This is a genomic window from Castellaniella sp. MT123 (assembly GCF_039614765.1).
In the GTDB taxonomy this organism is placed as follows: domain Bacteria; phylum Pseudomonadota; class Gammaproteobacteria; order Burkholderiales; family Burkholderiaceae_B; genus Castellaniella.
The window spans coordinates 231290-252046 of sequence record NZ_CP154879.1 but is presented as its reverse complement, the minus strand read 5'-3'; the positions used below and the strand labels follow the sequence as shown (position 1 = coordinate 252046).

Sequence of the window (20757 nt, the reverse complement as noted above, 5' to 3'; positions counted from 1 at the left end):
GCCTGCGTCAGATGGGCGCACCCATGATCAGGTCGGGCAGCCAGGTCACGACCTGCGGGAAGATGCACAGCAGCACGATCGCCACCATCATCACCAGCACATACGGCAACGCCCCCATCAGAATGTCCTTGGTCGGGACATCGGGCGCGATGGCGTTCAGGACGAACAGGTTGAGCCCCACGGGCGGTGTGATCAGGCCGATCTCCATATTCACGGTCAGGACCACCGCGAACCAATAGGGGTCGAAGCCCGCCTGCGTGATGATGGGCAGCAGCAGGGGCGCGGCCATGACGATGATCGCCACTGGCGGCAGGAACATGCCGGCCACCAGCAGGAACACGTTGATCAGCCCCATCAGCAACCAGCGGTTGATCTCCAGCGCGGCGATCGCGGCCGCCAGCGACTGTGTGATGAACAGAGACGACAGCGCAAAGGCGAACAGTTCCGCCGAGGCCATGATCATCATGATCATGACGCTTTCGCGCATGGCCGAACCGAATACGCCCGTATAGGTCCGGATCCGGAACAGGCGATACACCACGGCCACCACAACCAGCGTCAGGAGTGCTCCCGCGCCGGCGGCCTCCGAGGGCGTCGCCACCCCGCCATACAACACGAACAGCATGCCCAGGATGATCAGCAAAAGCGGCAGGACACGCGGGAGTGCCTCGAGTTTGTCGCGCCAGGAATACTGCAAAGTACTCAGGCCAAACCGGAAGCCCTTGCGCCGCGCATCGAATAATGCCCAGGCCATGAACATGACCGTCAGCAGCACACCGGGCACCACCCCGGCCAGGAACAGGCGGCCGATCGAGGTCTGGGTCGAGATGCCGTACACGATCATGGTGACCGAGGGCGGGATCAGGATCCCGAGCGTGCCCCCCGCCGCAATGGAACCCGTGGCGACCGATGCCGGATAGCCTCGTCCCAGCATCTCGGGAATGCCCATCTTGCCAATGGCGGCGCAGGTGGCGGGGCTCGATCCGGTCATGCCGGAAAAGATCGCGCACGCACCGATATTGGACAGGATCAGACCGCCCGGCACTTTGTACAACCAGCGGTCCAGGGCCTTGTACAAGTCACCCCCTGCGGGCGTGCCGGCCACGATCGCCCCCATCAGGACGAACATGGGGATCGCCACGTAACCCAGATTGGCGATGCCCGCGAACATGGTCTCGGCCAGCACGTAGATCACGTCGGGCCCCATGTCCAGGAACAGGCCACCCAATGCCGCCAGGCCCAGGGCGAAAGCGATCGGCATGCCTGTCGCCAGCATCAGACACAGGCCCAGGACAATACTGATTCCGGCAAGGGTCGGCGTCATGACGGCTTCTCCATCAGCTTGATGATCTCGACACCGTACTGCAGGCTGAGCAGCCCGAAACCGAACACGACGGGCGACAAGGGCATCCACAGCGGCACGGCGGCCACGCTCGGGGTCGTCCAGCCGCCTTCCAGGGCTTCAGCCAGATGCAGACCCGTCGCAACCGTCATGACGCAGCAGAAGATGAACCCCAGCAACGCACCGACCCGATCCATCCAGAGACGCGTGCGCGGACGCACCAGCATCTGGATGAAATCCACGCCGACGTGACCCTTGGTCATCAGAACGTAGGGGGCGCCCAGGAAGATCGCAGCGGTGGCGCCAAACACGACCGCCTCGGTCTGCCAGATGGTGGCCGCCCGGAACACGTAGCGCATCAGGATCATCTGACACACCACGAGCATGGCAAAGACCAGCAGCAGCACAGATGCGACGCCGCAGGCCCGCGACAGGGCCTCGACCCCGCGGATGAAAACTCGATTCATGCGACCTCCCGGTGTCGCTTCGGCAGAAAGACCGGCGCCGGATCATGCCCGGCACCAGCCCACCCTCACTGAACAGCCAGCGCCTTCTTCAGCAGCGCATCCCCACCCGGGACCTTCTCGGCGAACTGCCGATAGGACGAATGCTTGGCGATGCTCATCCAGGCCCGATACTGCTCAGGGGTCATCGTGACGACCTCGACCCCCGCCTTGGTATAGATGTCTCGCATCTTCTGCTCGCCCTTTCTGGCTTCTTCCGTAAAGTAGGTTTCCGCCTTTTTCGCTGCCGCGAGGATCGCCTCACGCTGCTTTGGCTCCAGCCGGTCGAAGACCTTCTTGGACATCAGCACGGGTTCGTACATGAACCACAAGGCGTTTTCCCCGGGTGCGGTCAGGCACTTGGCCTGTTCGTAGAGCCGGTACGACACGAAGCTGTCGTTGGACGTGTTGGCCGCATCGAGCACGCCCGTTTGCATGGCCGAATAGACCTCGGACGACGGCATGGACGAGATCGACGCGCCCGCCGCCGCCAGCATCTGCTCGAAGGCCGGACCCGCCGCCCGGATGACTTGGCCCTTGATCGTTTCGGGCCCGGTGACGCAGTGTTTCTTCGACGCAAAACCGCCCGCCAGCCAGGCATCGGCAATCACGACAGCGCCCTGCTTTTCCACCAGCGCCTTGATGTCCTTCATGAAGTTGGACTGATTCAGGCGCTGGGCATGGTCGTAGTTGCGCACCAGACCGGGCATGAGGGTTGCGGAAAATTGCGGAACCCGCCCCGAGGCATAGTCCAGCGGAAAGGCCGCCATGTCCAGCTGACCACGAGTCAGCGCCCCCCATTGTTCGTTGGGCTTGTACAGCGAGGAGGACGGGAAAACCTGGATCTTCAGTCCGACATTGGCAGCCTGGACCTCGCGGGCGATGATCTGCACCATTTCGTCCCGCGGGTCTCCCTGCCCGCCGGGGAACTGGTGCGAGGCCCGCAATGTGGTGTCCGCCAGAGCGGAACCGGTGCCAGCCGCCAGAGCCAGCCCCAGTGCGGCGCAAAGAATGTGTCGCTTCATCATGTTGTCTCCTAGTTATCATCGTTGTGAATCCTGCCGCCCCTTCCCGGATCCGGCCTGCCCCTTGGCGGGACGAAATCTGCGTTCCTTTCTGTGTCATGCCTCCGTTCTGTTCATGGCAAGCTCGCGTACCGCTGCCGCAGCACGTTCTTCTGGACCTTGCCCATGGCATTGCGCGGCAGCGCATCGATCACATGAATTTTTTTGGGCACCTTGAAGTTCGCCAGACCCACTTTCAATCCAGCCAGCACCGCGCCGGCGTCCACCGTCTCGCCAGCGCGTGGCACCAGCACCGCAACGACGGCCTCGCCGAAATCTGGGTGAGGTACGCCGATGACGGCGGACTCCTGGACGCCGGGCATCGCGTCGATGACCATCTCGATTTCCTTGGGGTAGACGTTATAGCCGCCCGTGATGATCAGGTCCTTGCTGCGCCCGACGATGCTCAGGTAGTCGCCGGGGACATCCGCACCGCCCAGCACGCCGATGTCACCGGTGCGAAACCACCCGTCCAGCGTGAATTCCTGGCGGGTCTTTTCCGGCATGCGCCAATAGCCCGCGAACACGTTGGGCCCACGCACCTGGACATGGCCGGGCTCACCCGCCGCCAGGGGCTGATCGACATCGTCGACGACGCGCACCGTGATTCCCGGCAGCGCCGGCCCGACCGTTCCGGGCAGGCGCTCGCCGCGCGCGGAGTCATAAGGGTTGGATGTGATCATGCCGGTTTCGCTCATGCCATAGCGTTCCAGGATGGTCATGCCGCTACGCGCCTGAAATTCGCGGAAGGTATCGACCAGCAACGGCGCGGACCCTGAAATGAAGAGCCGCATGTGACGGCAGGTCTCGCGGTCGAACCGGGCATCGGCCAGCAACCGCACGTAATAGGTCGGCACCCCCATCATCAGGGTGCATCGCGGCAGGTAGTGCAGCGCCTGGTCCACGTCGAGTTTCGGCAGCCAGATCATCCGTGCCCCCGCCAGCAGCGCGCCGTGGGATGCGACGAACAACCCGTGCACATGAAAGATCGGCAGCATGTGCAGCAACACATCGTCGGATCGCCAGCCCCAGTACGACTTCAGCGTCAGGGCGTTGGATGACAGATTGGCGTGGGTGAGCATGGCGCCCTTGCTGCGCCCGGTCGTGCCGGATGTATACAGGATGGCGGCCAGATCGTCGGGGGCATTATGCGCCGTGACGAAATCCGGATCCTGTCCGGCGGCGGCCCGCATCAGGCTGCCCTGGCCATCGGCGTTCAGGGTCAGGACGTGGGCGGCTCCCTTGCTACGCGCGAGCGGTTCGCACCAGCCGATGGCATTGTCCGGGCAAATCACCACAGCCGGTTCGGCATCCTCCAGAAAATACGCCACCTCGGCCTCGTGATAGGCGGTGTTCAACGGCAGATAGACCAATCCCGCACGCAGCGTGGCCAGATAGAGCATCAACGCTTCCGGAGACTTATCCACCTGGACGGCCACCCGGGAACCGGCGGGCACCGCCAGGGAACGCAGCAGATTGGCGATCCGGCTGCTGATGGCATCGATATCCTGCCAGCTGTAGGCGCACGCCGGGGTTTCGATGGCCACAGCCTGACGATCCGCTGGAAAACCGGACTGCAGGACCGTGTAGAGGTTGGCGTTGCGTTCCACGTTCATTCTCCTTTGAAAACCGGGGGGCACCGTCTCTACAACCATTGCACCCCCCGCGAAACCCGAGGCTTGCCCGCCGCCAGGCGCGCGCGGTTCTCGTCCAGCTGATCCGGTTCGTACAGATAATTCACCATCAGGCCGCAGGACTGCTCCAGCCCCTTGGCGGAGCGGTCGGCTGCCCAGTTCAGCCGCTCGATGCGCGCGCCATTGCCCAGGTGGAAACGTGCCACGGCATCCAGCGGGTCGGTGCCGCGCAACTGCCGCAGATAGTGCGCAGCCAACCGCAGTCCCGTTTTCCGCACAGACTCGGGACCGGGTTCGATCGCCGCGGCGCGCAGGCGTTCGACCCAGCGCACACCTGCGCCCGGTTCCTGCGTCACCGTCTGGCGCTCGCCCTTGTCCGCCAGGTATTCCTGGATTTCCGCGCCATCGCGCTTGCCGAGCCAATCCGCAAAGCCCGGGATGGGGGACAGGGTGGCAAACGACTTCAGTTTCGGCAGCTCGGCGAGCAACTCCTCGATCACGCGCTTGAGCAGGAAGTTGCCAAAACTGATCCCGCGCAGCCCACGCTGAGTATTGGAGATCGAGTAGAAGATCGCCCACCGTGCCTTGCCCAGATCGGCAACAGGGCGGTCCGGGTCGATCAGCGCCTGTACGTCAGCCGCCATCTGTTCGGCGAACGCCACCTCGACGAAAATCAGCGGCACATCGGTCATCCGCGGGTGGAAGAAAGCGTAGCAGCGGCGGTCGGCGGCCACCCGGCGGCGCATGTCGTCCCAGGAGCGGATTTCGTGCACCGCTTCGTACTGGATGAGTTTTTCCAGCAAGGAAGCCGGCGAATCCCAGTTGATGTGACGCAGTTCCAGCATGCCGACGTCGAACCAGTTCGACAACAGCGCCGCCAGTTCCTGTTCGAGGGCCGACAGACCGGCGACCTGATTGCGCCAGCGCAACATGTCAGCCCGCAGTTCGACCATCAGGGCCAACCGGTCGCTCTCGGCATACAGACGGCGAAACAGCCCGTTGGCGCCTCTGGCGTGGGGCTCGAGCCCCACACCCGCGTGGACCAGCCCCGCGAGCAGGGAACGCCGATCGTCCGCATCGGCCGCCAGGTAGCGGTCGGCCCATTGCCGGGCCAGACGGTTCGCCGCGCCATCGGTCGGCGAAGCCTCGTAGAGCGAACGCAACGCGGACGGGTCAGGGAGGTGGTCGCGATCCAGCCAACGGCTGAGCCGACCCAGCAATCCGGCGGCGCGGGGCGTGGATTCCGGCGCAGGCTGGGCCACATCGGGGATAGGGGCGGAAGCCCCGGGGGCGGCATGATCCGACCGCCCGTCCCCCGCAGGCGCGGCGACCTGGGTCCCAAGGATCGATCCTGTCATGATCGTTCTCCCGATATGGCGGAATCCGGCACCCACGGATCCGGAATCGCGGCACGCTCGTCCTGCCGGGCCAGCGCCCGCAGGGCATCGAGCTGGCGCATCAGATGCTTGCGCGTGATGGCATCGGCGCCTTCCGAATCATGGGCCTTCAGCGCGGCGAAGATGGCGAGGTGTTCGGCGCAGGACTCGCGGATCCGTCCGGGGAAACTGAGGCTGCGGTGGCGCGACAGGCTGAGCACCTGACGCAGGTTGTCGATCAGGTCCGACAGCCAGCGATTGTCCGCCAGTTCCTGGATGGCGACATGGATCCTGGCATTGGCCGCGTAGTAGTCATCGATCGACCCCAATTCCGCGAAATGACGCAGATCCCGGTGCAGGACTTCCAGGCGTCTCAGGTCCTCCTGCGTCACCTTGCTGGCGGCCTCGTAGGCGCAACGCCCTTCCAGCAGCGCCATCAAGGGAAAGATGTTCTCCAGGTCGCGCGTGGACAGTTCGTTGACGAAACAGCCGCGACGCGGTTCCAGCCGTAGCAGCCCTTCGGCCACCAGGACCTTCAGCGCTTCCCGCAGCGGTGTGCGCGAAATGCCGAGCACCGCCGTCAGCGCGGCCTCGTCGACCCATTCCCCCGCCTGCAGTTCCCCCGATTGGATCATGCCCCGCAAGCGGTCGGCCACTTCCTGATAGAGGATCTTCTGGATAATCCTGGCCGCCATCGGGGTCTCCTGTGCGGAATCTGGAAATTAATAATTCATAATTATGGGTAGCGTAAAAGTCGTGATCGAGCAGCACAACTCAGGTTATCCCTGATGGGCTGTCAGGCCGGCCGCCGGAAAACCAGGCGGTCCTCGGTCGAGGCCTCTGGGGCAAAGGCGTAGCCGCCTGCGGAAAAACCCCGCAGATCGGCCACCCGGTCGATCTTGTGATCGGCCACATGACGGGCCATGAGACCGCGAGCCCGCTTGGCGTGAAAACTGACGACCTTCCAGATACCGTTCTTTTCGTCCTGGAATACGCATTCGACCACCCGTGCGCGCAAGGTCTTCAGATCCACGGATTTGAAGTATTCCTGGGACGCCAGATTCAGCACGATCCGTTCGTGGCCCAACGCATCCAGGCGGCGGTTCAGTTCCTGCGCGATCCGGCCGCCCCAGAATTCATACAGTGTCCGGCCGTGCGCCGTGCGCAGCCGCGTACCCATTTCCAGGCGATAGGGCTGGATCAGATCCAGCGGCCGCAGCACGCCATACAAACCGCTGAGGATGGCCAGATGATCCTGCAACCAGACCAGTTGCGCGTCGGACAGTTCCGCCGCGCGCAACCCTTCATAGACATCCCCATTGAAGGCCAGAGCGGCCTGGCGGGCATGCCGCGTATCGGGCGCATCGACCCAGGCCGCATACCGCTGCGCATTCAGGCGCGCCAGCGCGTCTGACAGATCCATCAAATCGGCCAGATCGGCCGGTTTCAAGGCCTGCATGACACCGACCAGTTCACGCGTCTCGGTGGGGAATACCGGCAGCGACTGCTGCGTGGTGCGCACCGGCGAGTCGTAGTCCAGCTTCTTCGCCGGTGACAACACCATCAACATCGATGACTCCTCAAGCAATGGTCTCCGCACGGACCGGGGTGTGGCCGGGCCGTGCGGTAGTGCAGTGCGATTTTTTAGCGCGCCGTCCAGCCGCCGTCGATGGACAGCGTGGTGCCGGTCATCTGCGCGGCCGCATCCGACGCGATGAAGACGGCCGCCTGGCCCAGCTGCTGCGGCGTGACGAATTCCAGCGACGGTTGCTTTTCGGCCAGCAGATCGCGCGCGGCGTCTTCGATGCTGAGCCCTTTCTGTTTGGCCAGCGCCTGGATCTGCGTTTCCACCAGCGGTGTGCGCACCCAGCCCGGACAGATGGCATTGCACGTCACCCCGGTGCCGGCATTTTCCAACGCGGTGACCTTGGTCAGCCCGACCACGCCATGTTTTGCCGCCACGTAGGCGGATTTGTTGACCGAGGCAACCAGACCATGGGCCGATGCGATGTTGATGATCCGCCCGAATTTTTGTTTCTTCAGGGTCGGCAGGACCGCCGCCGTGCAGTGGAAGACGGCCGACAGGTTCAGCGCGATGATGGCGTTCCAGTTGTCGACCGGAAAGTCCTCGATCAGATCCGTGTGCTGGATGCCGGCATTGTTGACCAGGATGTCGATACCGCCGAGCGCCTTGATGGACTGCGCGATGAAATCACGGGCCGCCTGGGCGTTCATCAGATCGGCATTCAGGTAGATGGCCTTGACGCCGAATTCTTTCTCGATGCCCGCGCGTTCACGTTCGATGGCTGCGGCATCCCCGAATCCATTGATGACGAGGTCGGCACCCTGACGGGCCAGTTCCTGCGCAATCGCCAGGCCGATACCGCTGGTCGAGCCGGTCACGACTGCTTTTTTTCCTTTAAGCATGGGACAACTCCTTCTGAAAGGGTTCGGAAAAGAACTCGGTTCAGTGTAACGCGGGGACCTGAACACTGCCTTGTGGGGCAGGCCTGGCCACTGTTAACATGCAGACACATCATGCCCATCTTCTATAACCCTTTGATTGCCATCGCCGCTGGCGCCTCGATCGGTGCGATCCTGCGCTGGTGGCTGGGGCGCACGTTCAACGCCCTCTTCCCTGTCCTGCCACCCGGCACCCTGGCGGCCAATCTGCTGGGCGGCTACATCATCGGGCTCGCGATCGCCTGGTTCGGCGCCCATCCGGGCCTGTCTCCCCAGATGCGGCTATTCATCATCACCGGTTTTTGCGGCGGGCTGACGACTTTCTCGACCTTTTCCGCCGAGCTGGTGACGCTGCTGCAGGAAGGGCGGCTGGGCTGGTTGACCGCCTCGATCGTCATCCATGTGGGCGGTTCGCTGGTCATGACCCTGCTTGGCATCGGCACCATAGCCGTGGTACGCATGGCGACGACCGCGTAGCGCCGCCTCGATCGCCACCCAAGGAGCGCACCATGCAAGGCTATCAGCTGACTTTCTATACGCAGGAAGGCCGCCATCATGGCGGCACGCCCCTGGCCGAATGGCTGATGAATCTGGCCAAGGCCCAGGGGGCGCTGGGCGCCACCCTGTTCAAGGCGGATGAAAGCTTCGGCCATCACGGCCGGCTGCATGCCGCCCGCTTCTTCGAACTGGCCGAACAACCCATCGGCGTCATGGTCGCGGTGGACGAAGACACCTGCGCACGCCTGCTGTCGAACATAGAATCCGCCGGCGAAACCGTGTTTTACGTGAAGATTCCCGTGGAATATGGCCGCACCGGCTTGCCCGACTGACGAATACAGGGCCCCAGGTCACCTGATGGACGGTCGATCCGGCACACGCCTCATGCCGCTTGCGACGGCTTCGAGGCGGACCGGGCAGCGATCTTGCGCCGGGCCAGCGGCAAACCGACCCCCACGACGAACAGGGCGCCCACGATTTCCGCCGTGAGCTTCACGATGGCGGTCGGCTGCCCGATCCAGCCAACGATGATCACGTCAGTGACCAGCATGCCGCCCGCAATCCAGCCCAGCAGGCCGGCGCCGAAAGTGACCACGATCGGGAATCGGTCGATGAGCTTCAGCACCAGCGTGCTGCCCCAGACGATGATGGGAACACTGACCAGCAGGCCGAAGATCACAAGCCCGAGCTGATGATCCACATGCGCCCCCTGCGCAGCCCCGGCAATGGCGATGACGTTGTCGATGCTCATGACCAGGTCGGCGACGATGATGGTCTTGACCGCCGCAAACACCGAGGCGCCACCCGCCACCTTGTCGTGATGATCGGACTCGGGCAGCAAGAGCTTGACACCGATCCAGAGCAGCAGCACAGCCCCCACGACCTTCAGGAACGGGATGTTCAGCAAGGTCATCGCAAAGGCGATCAACAACACCCGCAAGACGATCGCCCCGGCAGTCCCCCACAGGATGCCCTGCAACCGCCGTTTTTCGTGCAGGTTGCGACACGCCAAGGCAATCACCACGGCGTTGTCGCCGCCCAGCAGGATATCGATCAGAATGATCTGAAATACCGCCGCCCAGCTGAGTGTCTGAAAAAATTCGATCATCGCCGTTCCTCGTGAAAATGGCCTGTAACCCCACAACAGGGCCAGGCCATTTCAAAAGAAAGAGACGTGCCTTGCCCTAAGTGGCAAGGTCTTGCTCGCAACCATTCACAGGCTACCCGGGCACCGGGCATCCGTACCAGACGGACACCGTGATGACGATGCGGCGGAAAATGAGCTACTCCCCTCGATTCTGGGATTATAGAGGAAAATTGCTTCCGCAATGTGCCGCCAGACTCTTTCCAGCCCATTCAGCCGCACACCCCAGCCACATCACCCAGCCCTCGTGCCATCATCCCATACCGGCATCCCGACACCTCATGAAGCCATAGTCCCCGCGTCGCAGAGGATCCTGCGGACGCCTAAGCAAAATCAGGGTTAATACCTAGTAATTCATATAATCATATATATGACTAGATGATAAACTCTGAAGCCTGTTCAAGGAGTGTTCATGACGTACGTCATCATTGCCGCAATCCTGCTGTCGATTGCCATCGGCTACAAGACCAAGATCAACATCGGCTTTTTTGCCATTATCTTCGCCTACCTGATCGGCGCGTTCGGCCTGGGCCTGAAATCCTCCCAGATCGTCCAGTTCTGGCCGATCAAGATCTTCTTCATCATCCTGGCGGTCACCCTGTTCTACAACTTCGCCATGGCTAACGGAGCCCTGGAAAAGCTGGCCAATCACCTGCTGTACGCCTGTCGGCATTCCCCGACCCTGCTGCCGCTGGCGATCTTCGCATCGGCGACCCTCATCGCCGCCCTGGGTGCCGGCTTCTACACCGTGCTGGCCTTCATGGCCCCAATGACGCTGCTACTGTGCCAAAAGACGGGCATGAGCAAGGTCATCGGCGGGATGGCAGTGAATTACGGCGCGCTGGCGGGCGCCAATTTCATGACCTCGCAAAGCGGGGTGATCTTTCGCGGCCTGATGGAGGGCGCCGGGGTGGATGCCTCGACCGCCTTCACCAACGCGACGGCAACCTTCGTCACAACCCTGATCATTCCCGTCGTCGTCATCGGCGCCTACCTGATCCTGAACCGGGGCAAGCTGCAGATCGAGATCAAGGCCGAACGCCCGGCCCCCTTCGAGCCCAAGCAGAAACAATCCCTGATCCTGATCATCATCCTGATGAGCATCCTGCTGATCGTCCCCATCCTCGCCATCCTGCTGCCGAACAGCACTGGGATCGCCTTCCTGAACTCCAGAATCGACATCGGCTTCATGGCCATCATCTTCTCGGTCATCAGCCTGTTCCTGAAACTGGCGGATGAGAAAAAGGTGGTGGCTTACGTTCCCTGGGGAACACTCATCATGATCTGCGGCGTCGGCATGCTGATCGAGGTCGCCATCAAGGCGGGCGTGATCGCCATCCTGTCGGACTGGGTCTCGACCACCATTCCGCTGGCCCTCATTCCGCTGGTCATGTGCATCATCGGCGCCTTCATGTCCCTGTTTTCCAGCACGCTGGGGGTCGTGACGCCGGCCTTGTTCCCGGTGGTGCCCGCCATCGCGGCGGCGACGGGGTACGACTCCATGCTGCTGTTCGTCTGCATCGTGGTCGGCGCGCAGTCCTCGGCAATCTCGCCATTTTCCTCGGGTGGCAGCCTGATTCTGGGTTCGGCCCCTCATCAGATGGACCAGTCCTCGCTCTTCAACGATCTGCTGTTCCGTGCCGTGCCGCTGGGCTTTGGCGCCGCCCTGCTGGCGGCCCTGGCTGTCCAGGGAGCGCTGTGATGAAAACCGTCGATACCCACGCCCATATCTTCGCCGCCGGCGGCCCCGTCGTGGCGGGGGCCCGCTACCAGCCAACGGATGGCGCCGACGTCGAGACCTATCTGTCCCACCTGAACCGCCACGGCCTGGACCATGGCGTGCTGATCCAGCCCAGCTTTCTGGGCTACGACAACAGCCAGATGCTCGCAGCCATCGCCACGCATCCGCATCGCCTCAAGGGCGTGGCCGTGGTTCCAGTGGACATCGACACGGCGACGCTGCGTACCTTGGGCAAGCAGGGTATCGTCGGCGCACGGCTGAACCTGTTCGGACAGACGGCACCCGATCTACGGCTGCCGCAATGGCGGCAATTCCTGAGCCGTCTGGATGAGCAGGGCTGGCAGCTGGAACTGCATTGCCCGCCCGCGTACCTGCGCACGCTGCTGCCGGCCCTGCGCGGCTATGCGGCCCCCGTCGTCATCGACCACTTCGGTCGCGTCGATCCCGACAAAGGGACCGATGACCCCGATTATCGGGCCGTCCTCGACATGCTGGATCCCGCCCGCCACTGGGTGAAGGTGTCCGGCTACTACCGCCTGGGCGACGGCGACCGGGGGCGCCGGCACGCGCATCAGGCCCTGCGCCTGCTGTTGGATCGGGGACTACGGGACCACCTGGTGTGGGGTAGCGACTGGCCTCATACGCAATACACGGATCGCGTACACTACGACGACTCCGCCGGGTTCCTCGACTCGCTGCTGCCCGACGCAGGCTTGCGCGAACAGATTTTGGGGGCTAACGCACGGACGCTGTTCGGTTTCGCACCCTGACCCACTCCACCGCCATGACCCGCCCCACCACCCTCGCACCCACATCCCTGGACGGCTTGAACGTGCCACTGTACGAGCGTGTGCGGCTGGGGATCCAGGCACGGCTGGCCGGACACGTCTGGGATCCGTCCGAACCGATCCCGACAGAGCAGGCCCTGGCGCAAGAATACGAGGTCTCGATCGGCACGATCCGCAAGGCGGTCGAACGCCTGGTCAAGGACGGCCTGCTCGCCAAGGTTCAGGGCAAGGGCACGTTCATCAAACGCCCCGATTTCGGGGGATCGCTGCTGCGATTCTTTCGCTATCGCAACGCGTCGGGACAGCAGGTGGTACCCACCGGCGTGGTCAAGGCCGTCGTGGTGGTCCCCGCCGATGCGGACATCAATGCCCGCCTGGATCTGGCACCGGATGCCGAACTGATCCGGCTGACGCGGGTCCGTCTGGTGGACGAAACCATCGTGCTCAGCGAATCGATCTGGCTGCCCAGAACCCTGTTCGCCCCTCTGGCCACGATGGCCCCCGAACGCTTCGGCAACCTGCTCTACCCTTTCTACGACGAGGTCTGCGGACAATTCGTGTTCTCGGCGGATGAAACCCTGTCCTTCACCAGTGGCCGCGCCGATGCCGATCTGGGCACACAGGACAGCGATCTGCTGGTCAGGATCGAACGGATCGCCTACAACATCGAGGGGCGCCCCATCGAATACCGGATATCCCACGGGCAACCGCAGAACTTCCGCTACGAGATGCGCATCCGCTGAGAGGACCAGCCCTCAGCTGGCCGACGCAGCCACCAGCCTTGGCATGAAACGCCAGGCGATCAGCCAGCCCAGCGCCTGGGAAATCAGCAGGGCAGCCACCGTCCCGGGCCAGGCCCCCCAGGTATAGGCGATGCCGCAGACCCAGGCCCCTGTGAATCCGCCACAATAGTAAGCCGCGTAATACAGGCCGCTGGCCAACGAACGTCCGTGGGTGATGCGATAGGCGATAAAGCTCATCACGGCCGATTGGGTGATGAATACGCCGCAGGCCGCCACTGCCAGCGCCACGACAATGGCCCATGGCGGCTGCGCCAGGGTCAGCACGACCCCAGATGCTGAGATCGCCAGCGCCGCCAGGATTGTCCGCCGGATGCCGATACGCGGAATCAGGCGCCCGCCCAGCGGCGTGACCACCACGCCCAACAGATAGACGGCGAAGATGTTGGCAAGTTCACCGGAACTGAAATAATACGGCGCAGCGGCCAGATGCAGGTTGACGAAGGTGAACAGCCCGATCAACGCAAAAAGCACCGTGAAACCCAGTGCGCAGGCAGTCTGAAGCGACGGGTTGCGCAGCAGCTGACCCAACGTCGACAAGCTGGATGCGATCCGGTCATTGGCCACGAAATGACGCGAGTCGGGCAAGCCGCGCCACACGATGAATGCCCCCGCCAGATTCAGCACCGCCATGACCCCGAAAGACGCGCGCCAGGACATGAGCTCGGTCAGATGTCCCAGCAGGAAGCGCCCGGAAAACCCGCCCAGCACGCTACCCGCCACATACCAGGTCACCATCCGGACCATGGTCGTACCGCGAAATTCCTCGCCGATATAGGCAACCGCCACCACGGAGACCCCCGGCACCGCCAGCCCCTGCAGAAAACGCAGGACCAGCATGCCGTGCACCGACTGCACCGTCGGCATCAGCGCTGTGGGAATTGCCAGAGCAAACACCGAAGCCACGATCAGCCATTTGCGCCCGATGGCGTCCGAGAGCATGCCGACAAACGGGGACATCAGGGCCACCGCCAGCACGGTGACACCGACGGAATTGCCGATCTGCACCACGGAAGCCTGTAGATCCTGTTGCAACTGGGGCAGGATGGACTGGACCGAATAGACCTGGATGAACGCGAATACCCCCACCAAGGCCAGGGTCAACATCAGCAACCGGCTGGGGCGATCATGATCGTCAGAAGAGGAGGAGGACACGGAAGCGGCGGAATCGTTTGGCGCGCCTTTGCGTTCCGGGCATCCGAGGAAGGCCTGAGAAACTGGCACGAAGGGAACCATTATAGGACTGCGTGCGCGCCAGGCCGGGCATCACGAAGAAACCGAAATCACGCGCGCTGCGCGACGCATCTAGGCGCCGCCGGATTTCCCGGACTTGCCGACGTGGTCCAGGGGCAGCGCCGTCGTGTGGCGCACGACCTCCATCACGAACCCGGAGCTGACGTCCACCAGTTCCGCCAACCCAATGGAAGCATCTTTTTGCAGGATTTCCAGGATCCGTTTCTGGAAGGCGGCTACCGCACGCTGCTGGCGTCTTCGGGCCTTGCGGCCTGCATCGCCGCCCTGTCGGCCTTCGTCAAGGCTGACGACCACATCCTGATGAGCGACAGCGTCTACGGTCCCACGCGCCATTACGCGAAGGTGATCCTGGCGCGCTATGGCATCGCCACGACGTTCTACGATCCCCAGATCGGCGCCGGCATCGAACGCCTGATCCAGCCGAACACACGCGCCATCTATGTGGAGTCACCCGGTTCGCAGACCTTCGAGGTGCAGGACATTCCGGCCATCGCCGAATGCGCCCACCGCCATGGCGCACGCGTGGTGATGGACAACACCTGGGCCTCGCCGCTGTACTTCAAGCCGTTCGAACACGGCGTGGACGTCTCGGTCCAGGCCTGCACGAAATACGTCACAGGACACTCGGACGCCCTGCTGGGTTCGGTCACGACAACGAAGGACGCCTGGCAGGAAATCCGCAGTCACGTCTACGCACACGGGCTGAACGCCGGGCCGGACGACGTCTACCTGGCTCAGCGCGGCCTGCGCACCCTGGCGGTCCGATCACCGACCTGAAGGCGGGCTTCGCGCACCTGTAGGAATCCGAACCCGGATCGGGTCTGCGTGACGCCCGAAATGGGATTCGCGAAAAAAGTCGCCGGCCGCGTGATTTTCATGGATACCGGCGCTATCGTGGAGGACACGTCCAAGGACGAATTCTTCGAGGCGCCCAGATCCGCACGGGCGCGGGAATTCCTGACCAAGATCCTGCACTGAGCGGTCATGGCCTGACAGGACGCTTCATGGCTCATTCCGGAGATTCCAGCATGTCGAGCAAAACAATACTCTATACGGACAGCGGCTTTCACAGCCCCTATGCGATGTCGGCCTATGTGGCACTGACGGAAAAGGGCGCGGACTTCGAACTGGTGCCGGTCGATCTGGCGCAGGGTGAACAGCGCCGCCCCGACTACCTGAGCCAGTCGCTGACGGGCAAGGTCCCCATGCTGGTACACGACGGATTCGCCCTGACCGAGTCTTCCGCCATCACGGAATATATCGAGGACACGTTCCCGGGGACCGCGCTCTATCCCCGCGATGCGCGGCAGCGCGCGCGGGCCCGCCAGATCCAGGCCTGGCTGCGCACGGACCTGGCTACGATCCGCCAGGAACGTTCCACGGACAATCTGTTCGCCAAGCCCGCCGCGCCGCTGCCCGCGCTCAGCGCCACAGCGCGCGAGGCGGTGGGCAAACTCGTCGCTGCCGCCGAACATCTATTGCCTCAGGAATCCCTGGAACTGTTCGGCGCCTGGAGCATCGCAGACTTCGAACTGGCCCTGATGCTGAACCGCCTGGTGGCGGTCGGCGATGCCGTGCCGCCCCGCCTGGCCGATTACGTCCGCCACCAGTGGGGCCGCCCGTCGGTGCAGCGCTGGGTGGCGCTGAACCAGCGGCACGCCGGCTGACGTGCCAACGGACTAGGCGGTACCCTTGACACCTCGCTCAGTCGATTGAACTGTTCCAGGAGGTCATATCATTTCCACCGCCAGCCCCCCGTCCCGCGCCCAGGTCGCCTGGCTGCTGAATGCGTGCTGCTTTGCCAGCCTCGCCTCGATGCGGGCATGCGACACGCTCCTGCCGCTGCTGTCCGACGAGTTCTCGGTCACGGTCGGTCACGCCGCCCGGGTGATTTTCGTCTTTGCCATCGCCTACGGTGTCTGCCAGCTGTGTTTCGGCCCGCTGGGCGACCGTTACGGCAAACTGCGGATCATTGCCCTGTGCACTCTGGCCTGTGTCATCGGGAACAGCATCGCCATGATGGCGCCAGACCTGGATTGGCTCGTGACGGCCCGGATCGTGTCGGGCGCCGCCGCTGCCGGGATCTTCCCGCTGGCGATGGCCTGGATCGGCGATAACGTGCCTTACACGGCCCGACAGGTCTCGCTGGCCAGACTGGTCAGCGCGGGTGTTACCGGCATGCTGGTCGGGCAATGGATCAGCGGGATGATTGCCCAATGGATCGGCTGGCGGCCAGTCTTTGCCTTGCTGGCAGCCGCTTTCCTGGTATCCGGGACCTTGCTGCTGCGCACCGCGCTAAGCCAGCCGCCGCAACTCCCTGCAACCCACCGCGGCATACGAGCGCTGCTGGATATCCTGACCCTGCCCAGGGCCCGCTGGATCCTGACCGTAACCGCCATCGAAGGCGCGCTCTCAGCGGGCCCTCTTGCCTTCATCCCCAGCCTTCTGCAGGCACATCACGAGGTATCGCTGGCGACAGCGGGGGGAATCGCCGCATTCTATGCGGTCGGCGGGTTCATCTACACGCGCATGGCCGCACACTTGCTGCCCCGGATCGGGGAACCGGGCCTGGCCCTTTTGGGCGGCTTGTCGCTGTGCGTGGGCCTGGTGTCCTTCGCGTACGCACCGATGCTGATATGGACCCCGGCAGCCTGCACACTGGCGGGTTTCGGGTTCTATTGCCTGCACAACACCCTGCAGACGAACGCCACCCAGATGGCGCCCGCAATGCGCGGGGCATCCATGTCGCTATTCGCCTGCAGCCTGTTTCTGGGTCAGTCAGTCGGCATCATGGCGGCTGCATGGACTGCGGACCACCTGTCCGACACCCTGATCTTCGCCAGCGCGGGCGGCGGCCTGCTGCTGCTCGCGCTGGTCATCGCCCGGCATATCAGGCCACACACGGCCCCCGCTGCTGCAGGTTCATGAGCACATCGGGTAGGGGAAATCCCCCGATTGCGGGCAGATGGATTGATAAATATCAAAATCCTTGATGCAAATCAAATACAACCACAATCGCACAGGATTAGCGTAGGGTCTCCAGACGCAGCCGCCGCCTTCAAACCGGAAAGGAACGGACGATGAAGACCAGGAACTCAGGTGTCAGGTCGGTAAAAGGCAGTTTGGACATACAAGACCCCATCTTCTGGCGAGCCGGGGCGATCAGCACCACGCTCGTGATGCTCGTCGTGCTTGCCTTTCTGTCGGCCGACAGCCTGCAGGTCATCACCGCAGGCGGCAAAAACGTCCCCTCATACGATGTCATCAACCAGCACATCGGCTACCAACGCGACTGGTCGCAAGGCATGGACGTTCCCGTCATCGGTGGGCCCGAGCCTCTCTTTGGCAAACAGGTCACCCCCGCCGAGGCGGAATCCCTGATCGTCAAAGGCAAGCTCGTCATCCAGAGCCGAGCCTGCATGGACTGCCACACGATCTTCGGCAACGGCGCCTACTACGGCCCCGACCTGACAAAGGCATGGCTCGACCCGGCCTGGGATCAGATCTGGGTTCCCATGACCGGCGCCAAGACCCGCGAGGACGCGATGGTCATGTTCCTCATGCACCCGGATCGCTACCCGACCTGGGCGCGCCGCATGCCCAATCTGCAGATCACCCAGGACGAGGCCACAGCCACAGTCGCCTACCTGAAGTGGCTGGCGTCCATCAACACCAACGGGTTCCCTGCGAATTTCGGGAAGATCACCAAGAACTGACGAAAGGACACGCTCATGGACTATTCCGCACTGTCCCGCTCGCAGAAACTGGCCGTCCGATACCTGATCGCGGCTGTCACGCTCTTTGGCGTGATGATCGTCTTCGGACTGCTGACGGCGGCCTATTACATCCAGCCATCGCTGCTCTACAACGTCTTCAACTTCAACAACTCGAAGATCCTGCACATCGACGTGCTGGTGATCTGGCTGCTCATGGGCTTCCTGGGCGCGGTGTACTGGTATCTGCCCAAGGAACTCGGCCGCGAAGTCGAAGGCATATGGCTGGCCGAACTCACCTTCTGGGTGTTCTGCGCGGTCGTCGCCATCGTCGCCCTCGTCTTCATCTTCGTGCAGTACGGACCCGCCACGGAATCCACCCTCTGGCTCATCAACCAGGGGCGCAAATACGTCGAGGCTCCCCGGTGGGCGTCGATCGGCGTGGTGGCCGTCATGGGCGTGTTCGCCTACAACGTGATCGCCACCTGCATGAAGGCCCACCGCATGACGGGCATCATGTGGGTGCTGGTGCTCGACCTGATTCCCTTGCTGCTGGTCTATCTCGACGCCTTCCCGTCTGACCCGAACATGTCCCGGGATCTGTACTGGTGGTGGTGGCTCGTGCACATGTGGGTGGAAAGCACCTGGGAAGTGCTCATCGGCTGCGTGATGGCGCTGGTGCTGATGGACGTGATGGGCACCTCGCGCCGCATCGTCGAGACCTGGCTGTACATCGAAGTCATGCTGGTGCTGGGGGCCGGCATCCTCGGGCTCGGACACCATTACTTCTGGATCGGGACCCCGAAGTACTGGCTCGGCATCGGGGGATTCTTCTCCGCGCTCGAACCCCTGCCCCTGCTCGGCATGGTCGTGCACGCCGTCTATGACGCCGGGATGCACCGCCTGAAGACAGCCAACCGGCCGGCTTTCTACTGGATCACGACCGAAGCCTTCCTGAATTTCATCGGCGCCGGCATCTGGGGCTTCATGATGACGCTGCCACAGATCAACCTGTACTCGCACGGCACCCAATGGACGGTGTCCCACGGACATTTCGCGTTCTATGGCGCCTATGTCTGCGGCATCATCGCCGTGCTCTACGTCGTCAAACAGAAGGTCTCCGGCATCGCCTTCATGGACGGTCCCGCCTGGAAATGGGGCTACGGGCTGCTGAACTTCGGCATGGTGGGCATGGTCATGGCGCTTCTGGTGTCCGGCATGACGCAGGCATTGGTCGGCCGCGCCGAAGGCGGGTCCACGCTCATGGCCTTCACCGTGGCCTCGGAAAATCCCTGGTTCATCTCCGGCATGTACGCCAGACTGGGCTTTGGCGTCATCTTCGCGCTGGGCTATGTCGTCCTGGTCTACAACCTGCTCACGGCACCCAGGCACCTGGTCCAGCCAGACGCCCAGGTCCAGACGGCATGACGGCGGCCTCGCTCATTGAAACGGCGCTGCTGCTGGGGCTGTTCGTCCTGGCAGGCGGGGCCTATGCCGGTCTCTACAGCATCGGGCGCCTGCGCGCGCGACCCGGCTGGGTCCGGATCGGACGGCTGTGCTATGCGGCCGCTTTTCTGTGCGCGGTCGCGGTGGGCACGATGACACCGCTGGACATCGAATGGAAGCTGCTGATCCTGGCCAGCGCGATTGCCTACGCGGTGATCCCCCCACTCACCTGGCGCTATCTGGAACGCCTGCATACCCACGAGGAGCTGGAGCCATGATTCCGAATCTCATCAACACGATCCTGGGGCTGGCGCTGGTCTACGCGACGGTGTTGCATCCGACCTGGGTGGAACAGCCCTATTTTCCGCTGGCGGCCTTCGCCATCCTGATGCTGCTCATGGCGCTCTGGGCCCGGCGCAGCGACAGCCACCCCTGGTTCAGCAACGTCAACGTCGTGCTGGCCATCGCACTGGGCGTGCTGTCGCTGCTGCCCTTGCCGACGCTGCCGGAACTCACATTCTGGAGCGGCTTGTGGATCGGTGTCCTGGTGCCGACCATCGCACTGTGGGCCGCGATCTACAAACCGGCACCCTCCTCCTGACGCTCCGCCACGCTGAAAACACCGTGAAAGCCCATTGCCGGAGACCAAGATCATGATCAAGACCCTGCTCATCCTGAACGTCGCGCTGGCTGCGACCCTGTCAAGCGTCACAGCCAGCGCGGCCGACCCAGCCGCCGGCAAGATCCGATACGAGGCGACCTGCATGGCGTGCCACGGTGCCAAGGGCATCTCCATCGCACCGATTTATCCCAATGTGGCGGGCCAGAAAGATCAGTATCTAACCGCCCAGATAAAGGCCTTCCGCGACGGGACCCGCAAAAACGACATCATGCAGCCCATGGCGCAAGGCCTCACCGACTCGGACATCGCCAACATCGCCGCGTTCCTGTCGACACTGAAGCCCGAATAGCCGCACGCGCCGTTCGCGGC

At 63.2% G+C, this 20757-nt stretch carries 23 protein-coding genes and 1 pseudogene; 14 read left to right on the top strand and 10 right to left on the bottom strand.

Features of this window, described 5'->3' with window-relative positions:
- Positions 1–7: 7 nt before the first annotated feature.
- The 8 genes from ABCV34_RS01200 to ABCV34_RS01165 form a co-directional block, all read right to left on the bottom strand.
- Positions 8–1324, bottom strand: coding sequence for a TRAP transporter large permease (locus ABCV34_RS01200; protein ID WP_345797434.1), 1317 nt, complete (start codon positions 1322–1324; stop codon positions 8–10).
- Positions 1321–1809: a TRAP transporter small permease gene (locus ABCV34_RS01195; protein ID WP_345797433.1), complete on the bottom strand. Its 489-nt coding sequence runs from the start codon at positions 1807–1809 to the stop codon at positions 1321–1323. The genes ABCV34_RS01200 and ABCV34_RS01195 overlap by 4 nt, the downstream gene beginning before the upstream one ends.
- A 65-nt stretch (positions 1810–1874) precedes the next feature.
- Entirely contained in the window at positions 1875–2873 is a 999-nt protein-coding gene (gene dctP / locus ABCV34_RS01190; protein ID WP_345797431.1) for a TRAP transporter substrate-binding protein DctP, read from the bottom strand.
- Between the two features lie 110 nt (positions 2874–2983).
- Positions 2984–4519 (bottom strand): malonyl-CoA synthase, encoded by a 1536-nt coding sequence (locus ABCV34_RS01185; RefSeq protein WP_345797430.1) that lies wholly within the window; start codon positions 4517–4519, stop codon positions 2984–2986.
- 35 nt (positions 4520–4554) lie between these two features.
- Positions 4555–5901: a malonyl-CoA decarboxylase family protein gene (locus ABCV34_RS01180; RefSeq protein WP_345797428.1), complete on the bottom strand. Its 1347-nt coding sequence runs from the start codon at positions 5899–5901 to the stop codon at positions 4555–4557.
- Positions 5898–6614: a GntR family transcriptional regulator gene (locus tag ABCV34_RS01175; protein WP_345797427.1), complete on the bottom strand. Its 717-nt coding sequence runs from the start codon at positions 6612–6614 to the stop codon at positions 5898–5900. The genes ABCV34_RS01180 and ABCV34_RS01175 overlap by 4 nt, the downstream gene beginning before the upstream one ends.
- Before the next feature lie 101 nt (positions 6615–6715).
- Positions 6716–7489 (bottom strand): peroxide stress protein YaaA, encoded by a 774-nt coding sequence (gene yaaA / locus ABCV34_RS01170; protein WP_345797426.1) that lies wholly within the window; start codon positions 7487–7489, stop codon positions 6716–6718.
- 74 nt (positions 7490–7563) lie between these two features.
- Complete coding sequence (locus ABCV34_RS01165) at positions 7564–8346, bottom strand: 3-hydroxybutyrate dehydrogenase (protein ID WP_345797425.1); 783 nt, start codon at positions 8344–8346, stop codon at positions 7564–7566.
- A gap of 111 nt (positions 8347–8457) precedes the next feature.
- On the opposite strand from ABCV34_RS01165, the gene crcB reads away from it, so the two are divergent.
- A complete protein-coding gene (gene crcB, locus ABCV34_RS01160) occupies positions 8458–8859 on the top strand; it encodes a fluoride efflux transporter CrcB (protein ID WP_345797423.1) in 402 nt (133 codons plus the stop codon).
- 32 nt (positions 8860–8891) lie between these two features.
- Entirely contained in the window at positions 8892–9212 is a 321-nt protein-coding gene (locus tag ABCV34_RS01155; RefSeq protein ID WP_345797421.1) for a DUF190 domain-containing protein, read from the top strand.
- Between the two features lie 50 nt (positions 9213–9262).
- On the opposite strand, the gene ABCV34_RS01150 is transcribed toward ABCV34_RS01155, so the two are convergent.
- Positions 9263–9988 carry a TerC family protein gene (locus ABCV34_RS01150; RefSeq protein ID WP_345797420.1) on the bottom strand — a complete coding sequence of 242 codons (726 nt, stop codon included), beginning with the start codon at positions 9986–9988 and terminating at the stop codon, positions 9263–9265.
- A 448-nt stretch (positions 9989–10436) separates the two neighbouring features.
- On the opposite strand from ABCV34_RS01150, the gene ABCV34_RS01145 reads away from it, so the two are divergent.
- The 3 genes from ABCV34_RS01145 to ABCV34_RS01135 are packed head-to-tail and all read left to right on the top strand — an operon-like array spanning position 10437 to position 13296.
- Complete coding sequence (locus tag ABCV34_RS01145; protein WP_345797419.1) at positions 10437–11726, top strand: SLC13 family permease; 1290 nt, start codon at positions 10437–10439, stop codon at positions 11724–11726.
- Positions 11726–12535: an amidohydrolase family protein gene (locus ABCV34_RS01140; protein ID WP_345797418.1), complete on the top strand. Its 810-nt coding sequence runs from the start codon at positions 11726–11728 to the stop codon at positions 12533–12535. Before ABCV34_RS01145 ends, ABCV34_RS01140 begins: the two co-directional genes overlap by 1 nt.
- A 14-nt stretch (positions 12536–12549) precedes the next feature.
- Positions 12550–13296: a GntR family transcriptional regulator gene (locus ABCV34_RS01135; RefSeq protein ID WP_345797417.1), complete on the top strand. Its 747-nt coding sequence runs from the start codon at positions 12550–12552 to the stop codon at positions 13294–13296.
- Between the two features lie 12 nt (positions 13297–13308).
- On the opposite strand, the gene ABCV34_RS01130 is transcribed toward ABCV34_RS01135, so the two are convergent.
- Complete coding sequence (locus tag ABCV34_RS01130; protein ID WP_345797416.1) at positions 13309–14508, bottom strand: MFS transporter; 1200 nt, start codon at positions 14506–14508, stop codon at positions 13309–13311.
- Between the two features lie 279 nt (positions 14509–14787).
- On the opposite strand from ABCV34_RS01130, the gene ABCV34_RS01125 reads away from it, so the two are divergent.
- The 9 genes and pseudogenes from ABCV34_RS01125 to ABCV34_RS01085 all read left to right on the top strand — a co-directional run bounded on the left by ABCV34_RS01125 (position 14788) and on the right by ABCV34_RS01085 (position 20737).
- A complete protein-coding gene (locus ABCV34_RS01125) occupies positions 14788–15384 on the top strand; it encodes a PLP-dependent transferase (RefSeq protein ID WP_345797415.1) in 597 nt (198 codons plus the stop codon).
- 42 nt (positions 15385–15426) lie between these two features.
- Positions 15427–15585, top strand: a pseudogene (locus ABCV34_RS01120) (amino acid ABC transporter ATP-binding protein); the annotation flags it as partial.
- 50 nt (positions 15586–15635) lie between these two features.
- Complete coding sequence (gene yfcF, locus ABCV34_RS01115; RefSeq protein WP_345797414.1) at positions 15636–16274, top strand: glutathione transferase; 639 nt, start codon at positions 15636–15638, stop codon at positions 16272–16274.
- A 148-nt stretch (positions 16275–16422) separates the two neighbouring features.
- The gene (locus ABCV34_RS01110) at positions 16423–17535 is read left to right on the top strand and encodes an MFS transporter (protein WP_345797413.1); all 1113 of its coding nucleotides are present in this window, start codon (positions 16423–16425) and stop codon (positions 17533–17535) included.
- A 194-nt stretch (positions 17536–17729) separates the two neighbouring features.
- Positions 17730–18323 carry a c-type cytochrome gene (locus ABCV34_RS01105; RefSeq protein ID WP_345797412.1) on the top strand — a complete coding sequence of 198 codons (594 nt, stop codon included), beginning with the start codon at positions 17730–17732 and terminating at the stop codon, positions 18321–18323.
- Positions 18324–18338: 15 nt separating this feature from the next.
- The gene (locus ABCV34_RS01100; RefSeq protein ID WP_345797411.1) at positions 18339–19748 is read left to right on the top strand and encodes a cbb3-type cytochrome c oxidase subunit I; all 1410 of its coding nucleotides are present in this window, start codon (positions 18339–18341) and stop codon (positions 19746–19748) included.
- Positions 19745–20044: a hypothetical protein gene (locus ABCV34_RS01095; RefSeq protein WP_345797410.1), complete on the top strand. Its 300-nt coding sequence runs from the start codon at positions 19745–19747 to the stop codon at positions 20042–20044. Before ABCV34_RS01100 ends, ABCV34_RS01095 begins: the two co-directional genes overlap by 4 nt.
- Positions 20041–20367, top strand: coding sequence for a hypothetical protein (locus ABCV34_RS01090; RefSeq protein WP_345797409.1), 327 nt, complete (start codon positions 20041–20043; stop codon positions 20365–20367). Before ABCV34_RS01095 ends, ABCV34_RS01090 begins: the two co-directional genes overlap by 4 nt.
- Positions 20368–20419: 52 nt before the next feature.
- Positions 20420–20737: a cytochrome c gene (locus ABCV34_RS01085; protein WP_345797408.1), complete on the top strand. Its 318-nt coding sequence runs from the start codon at positions 20420–20422 to the stop codon at positions 20735–20737.
- Positions 20738–20757 lie beyond the last annotated feature (20 nt).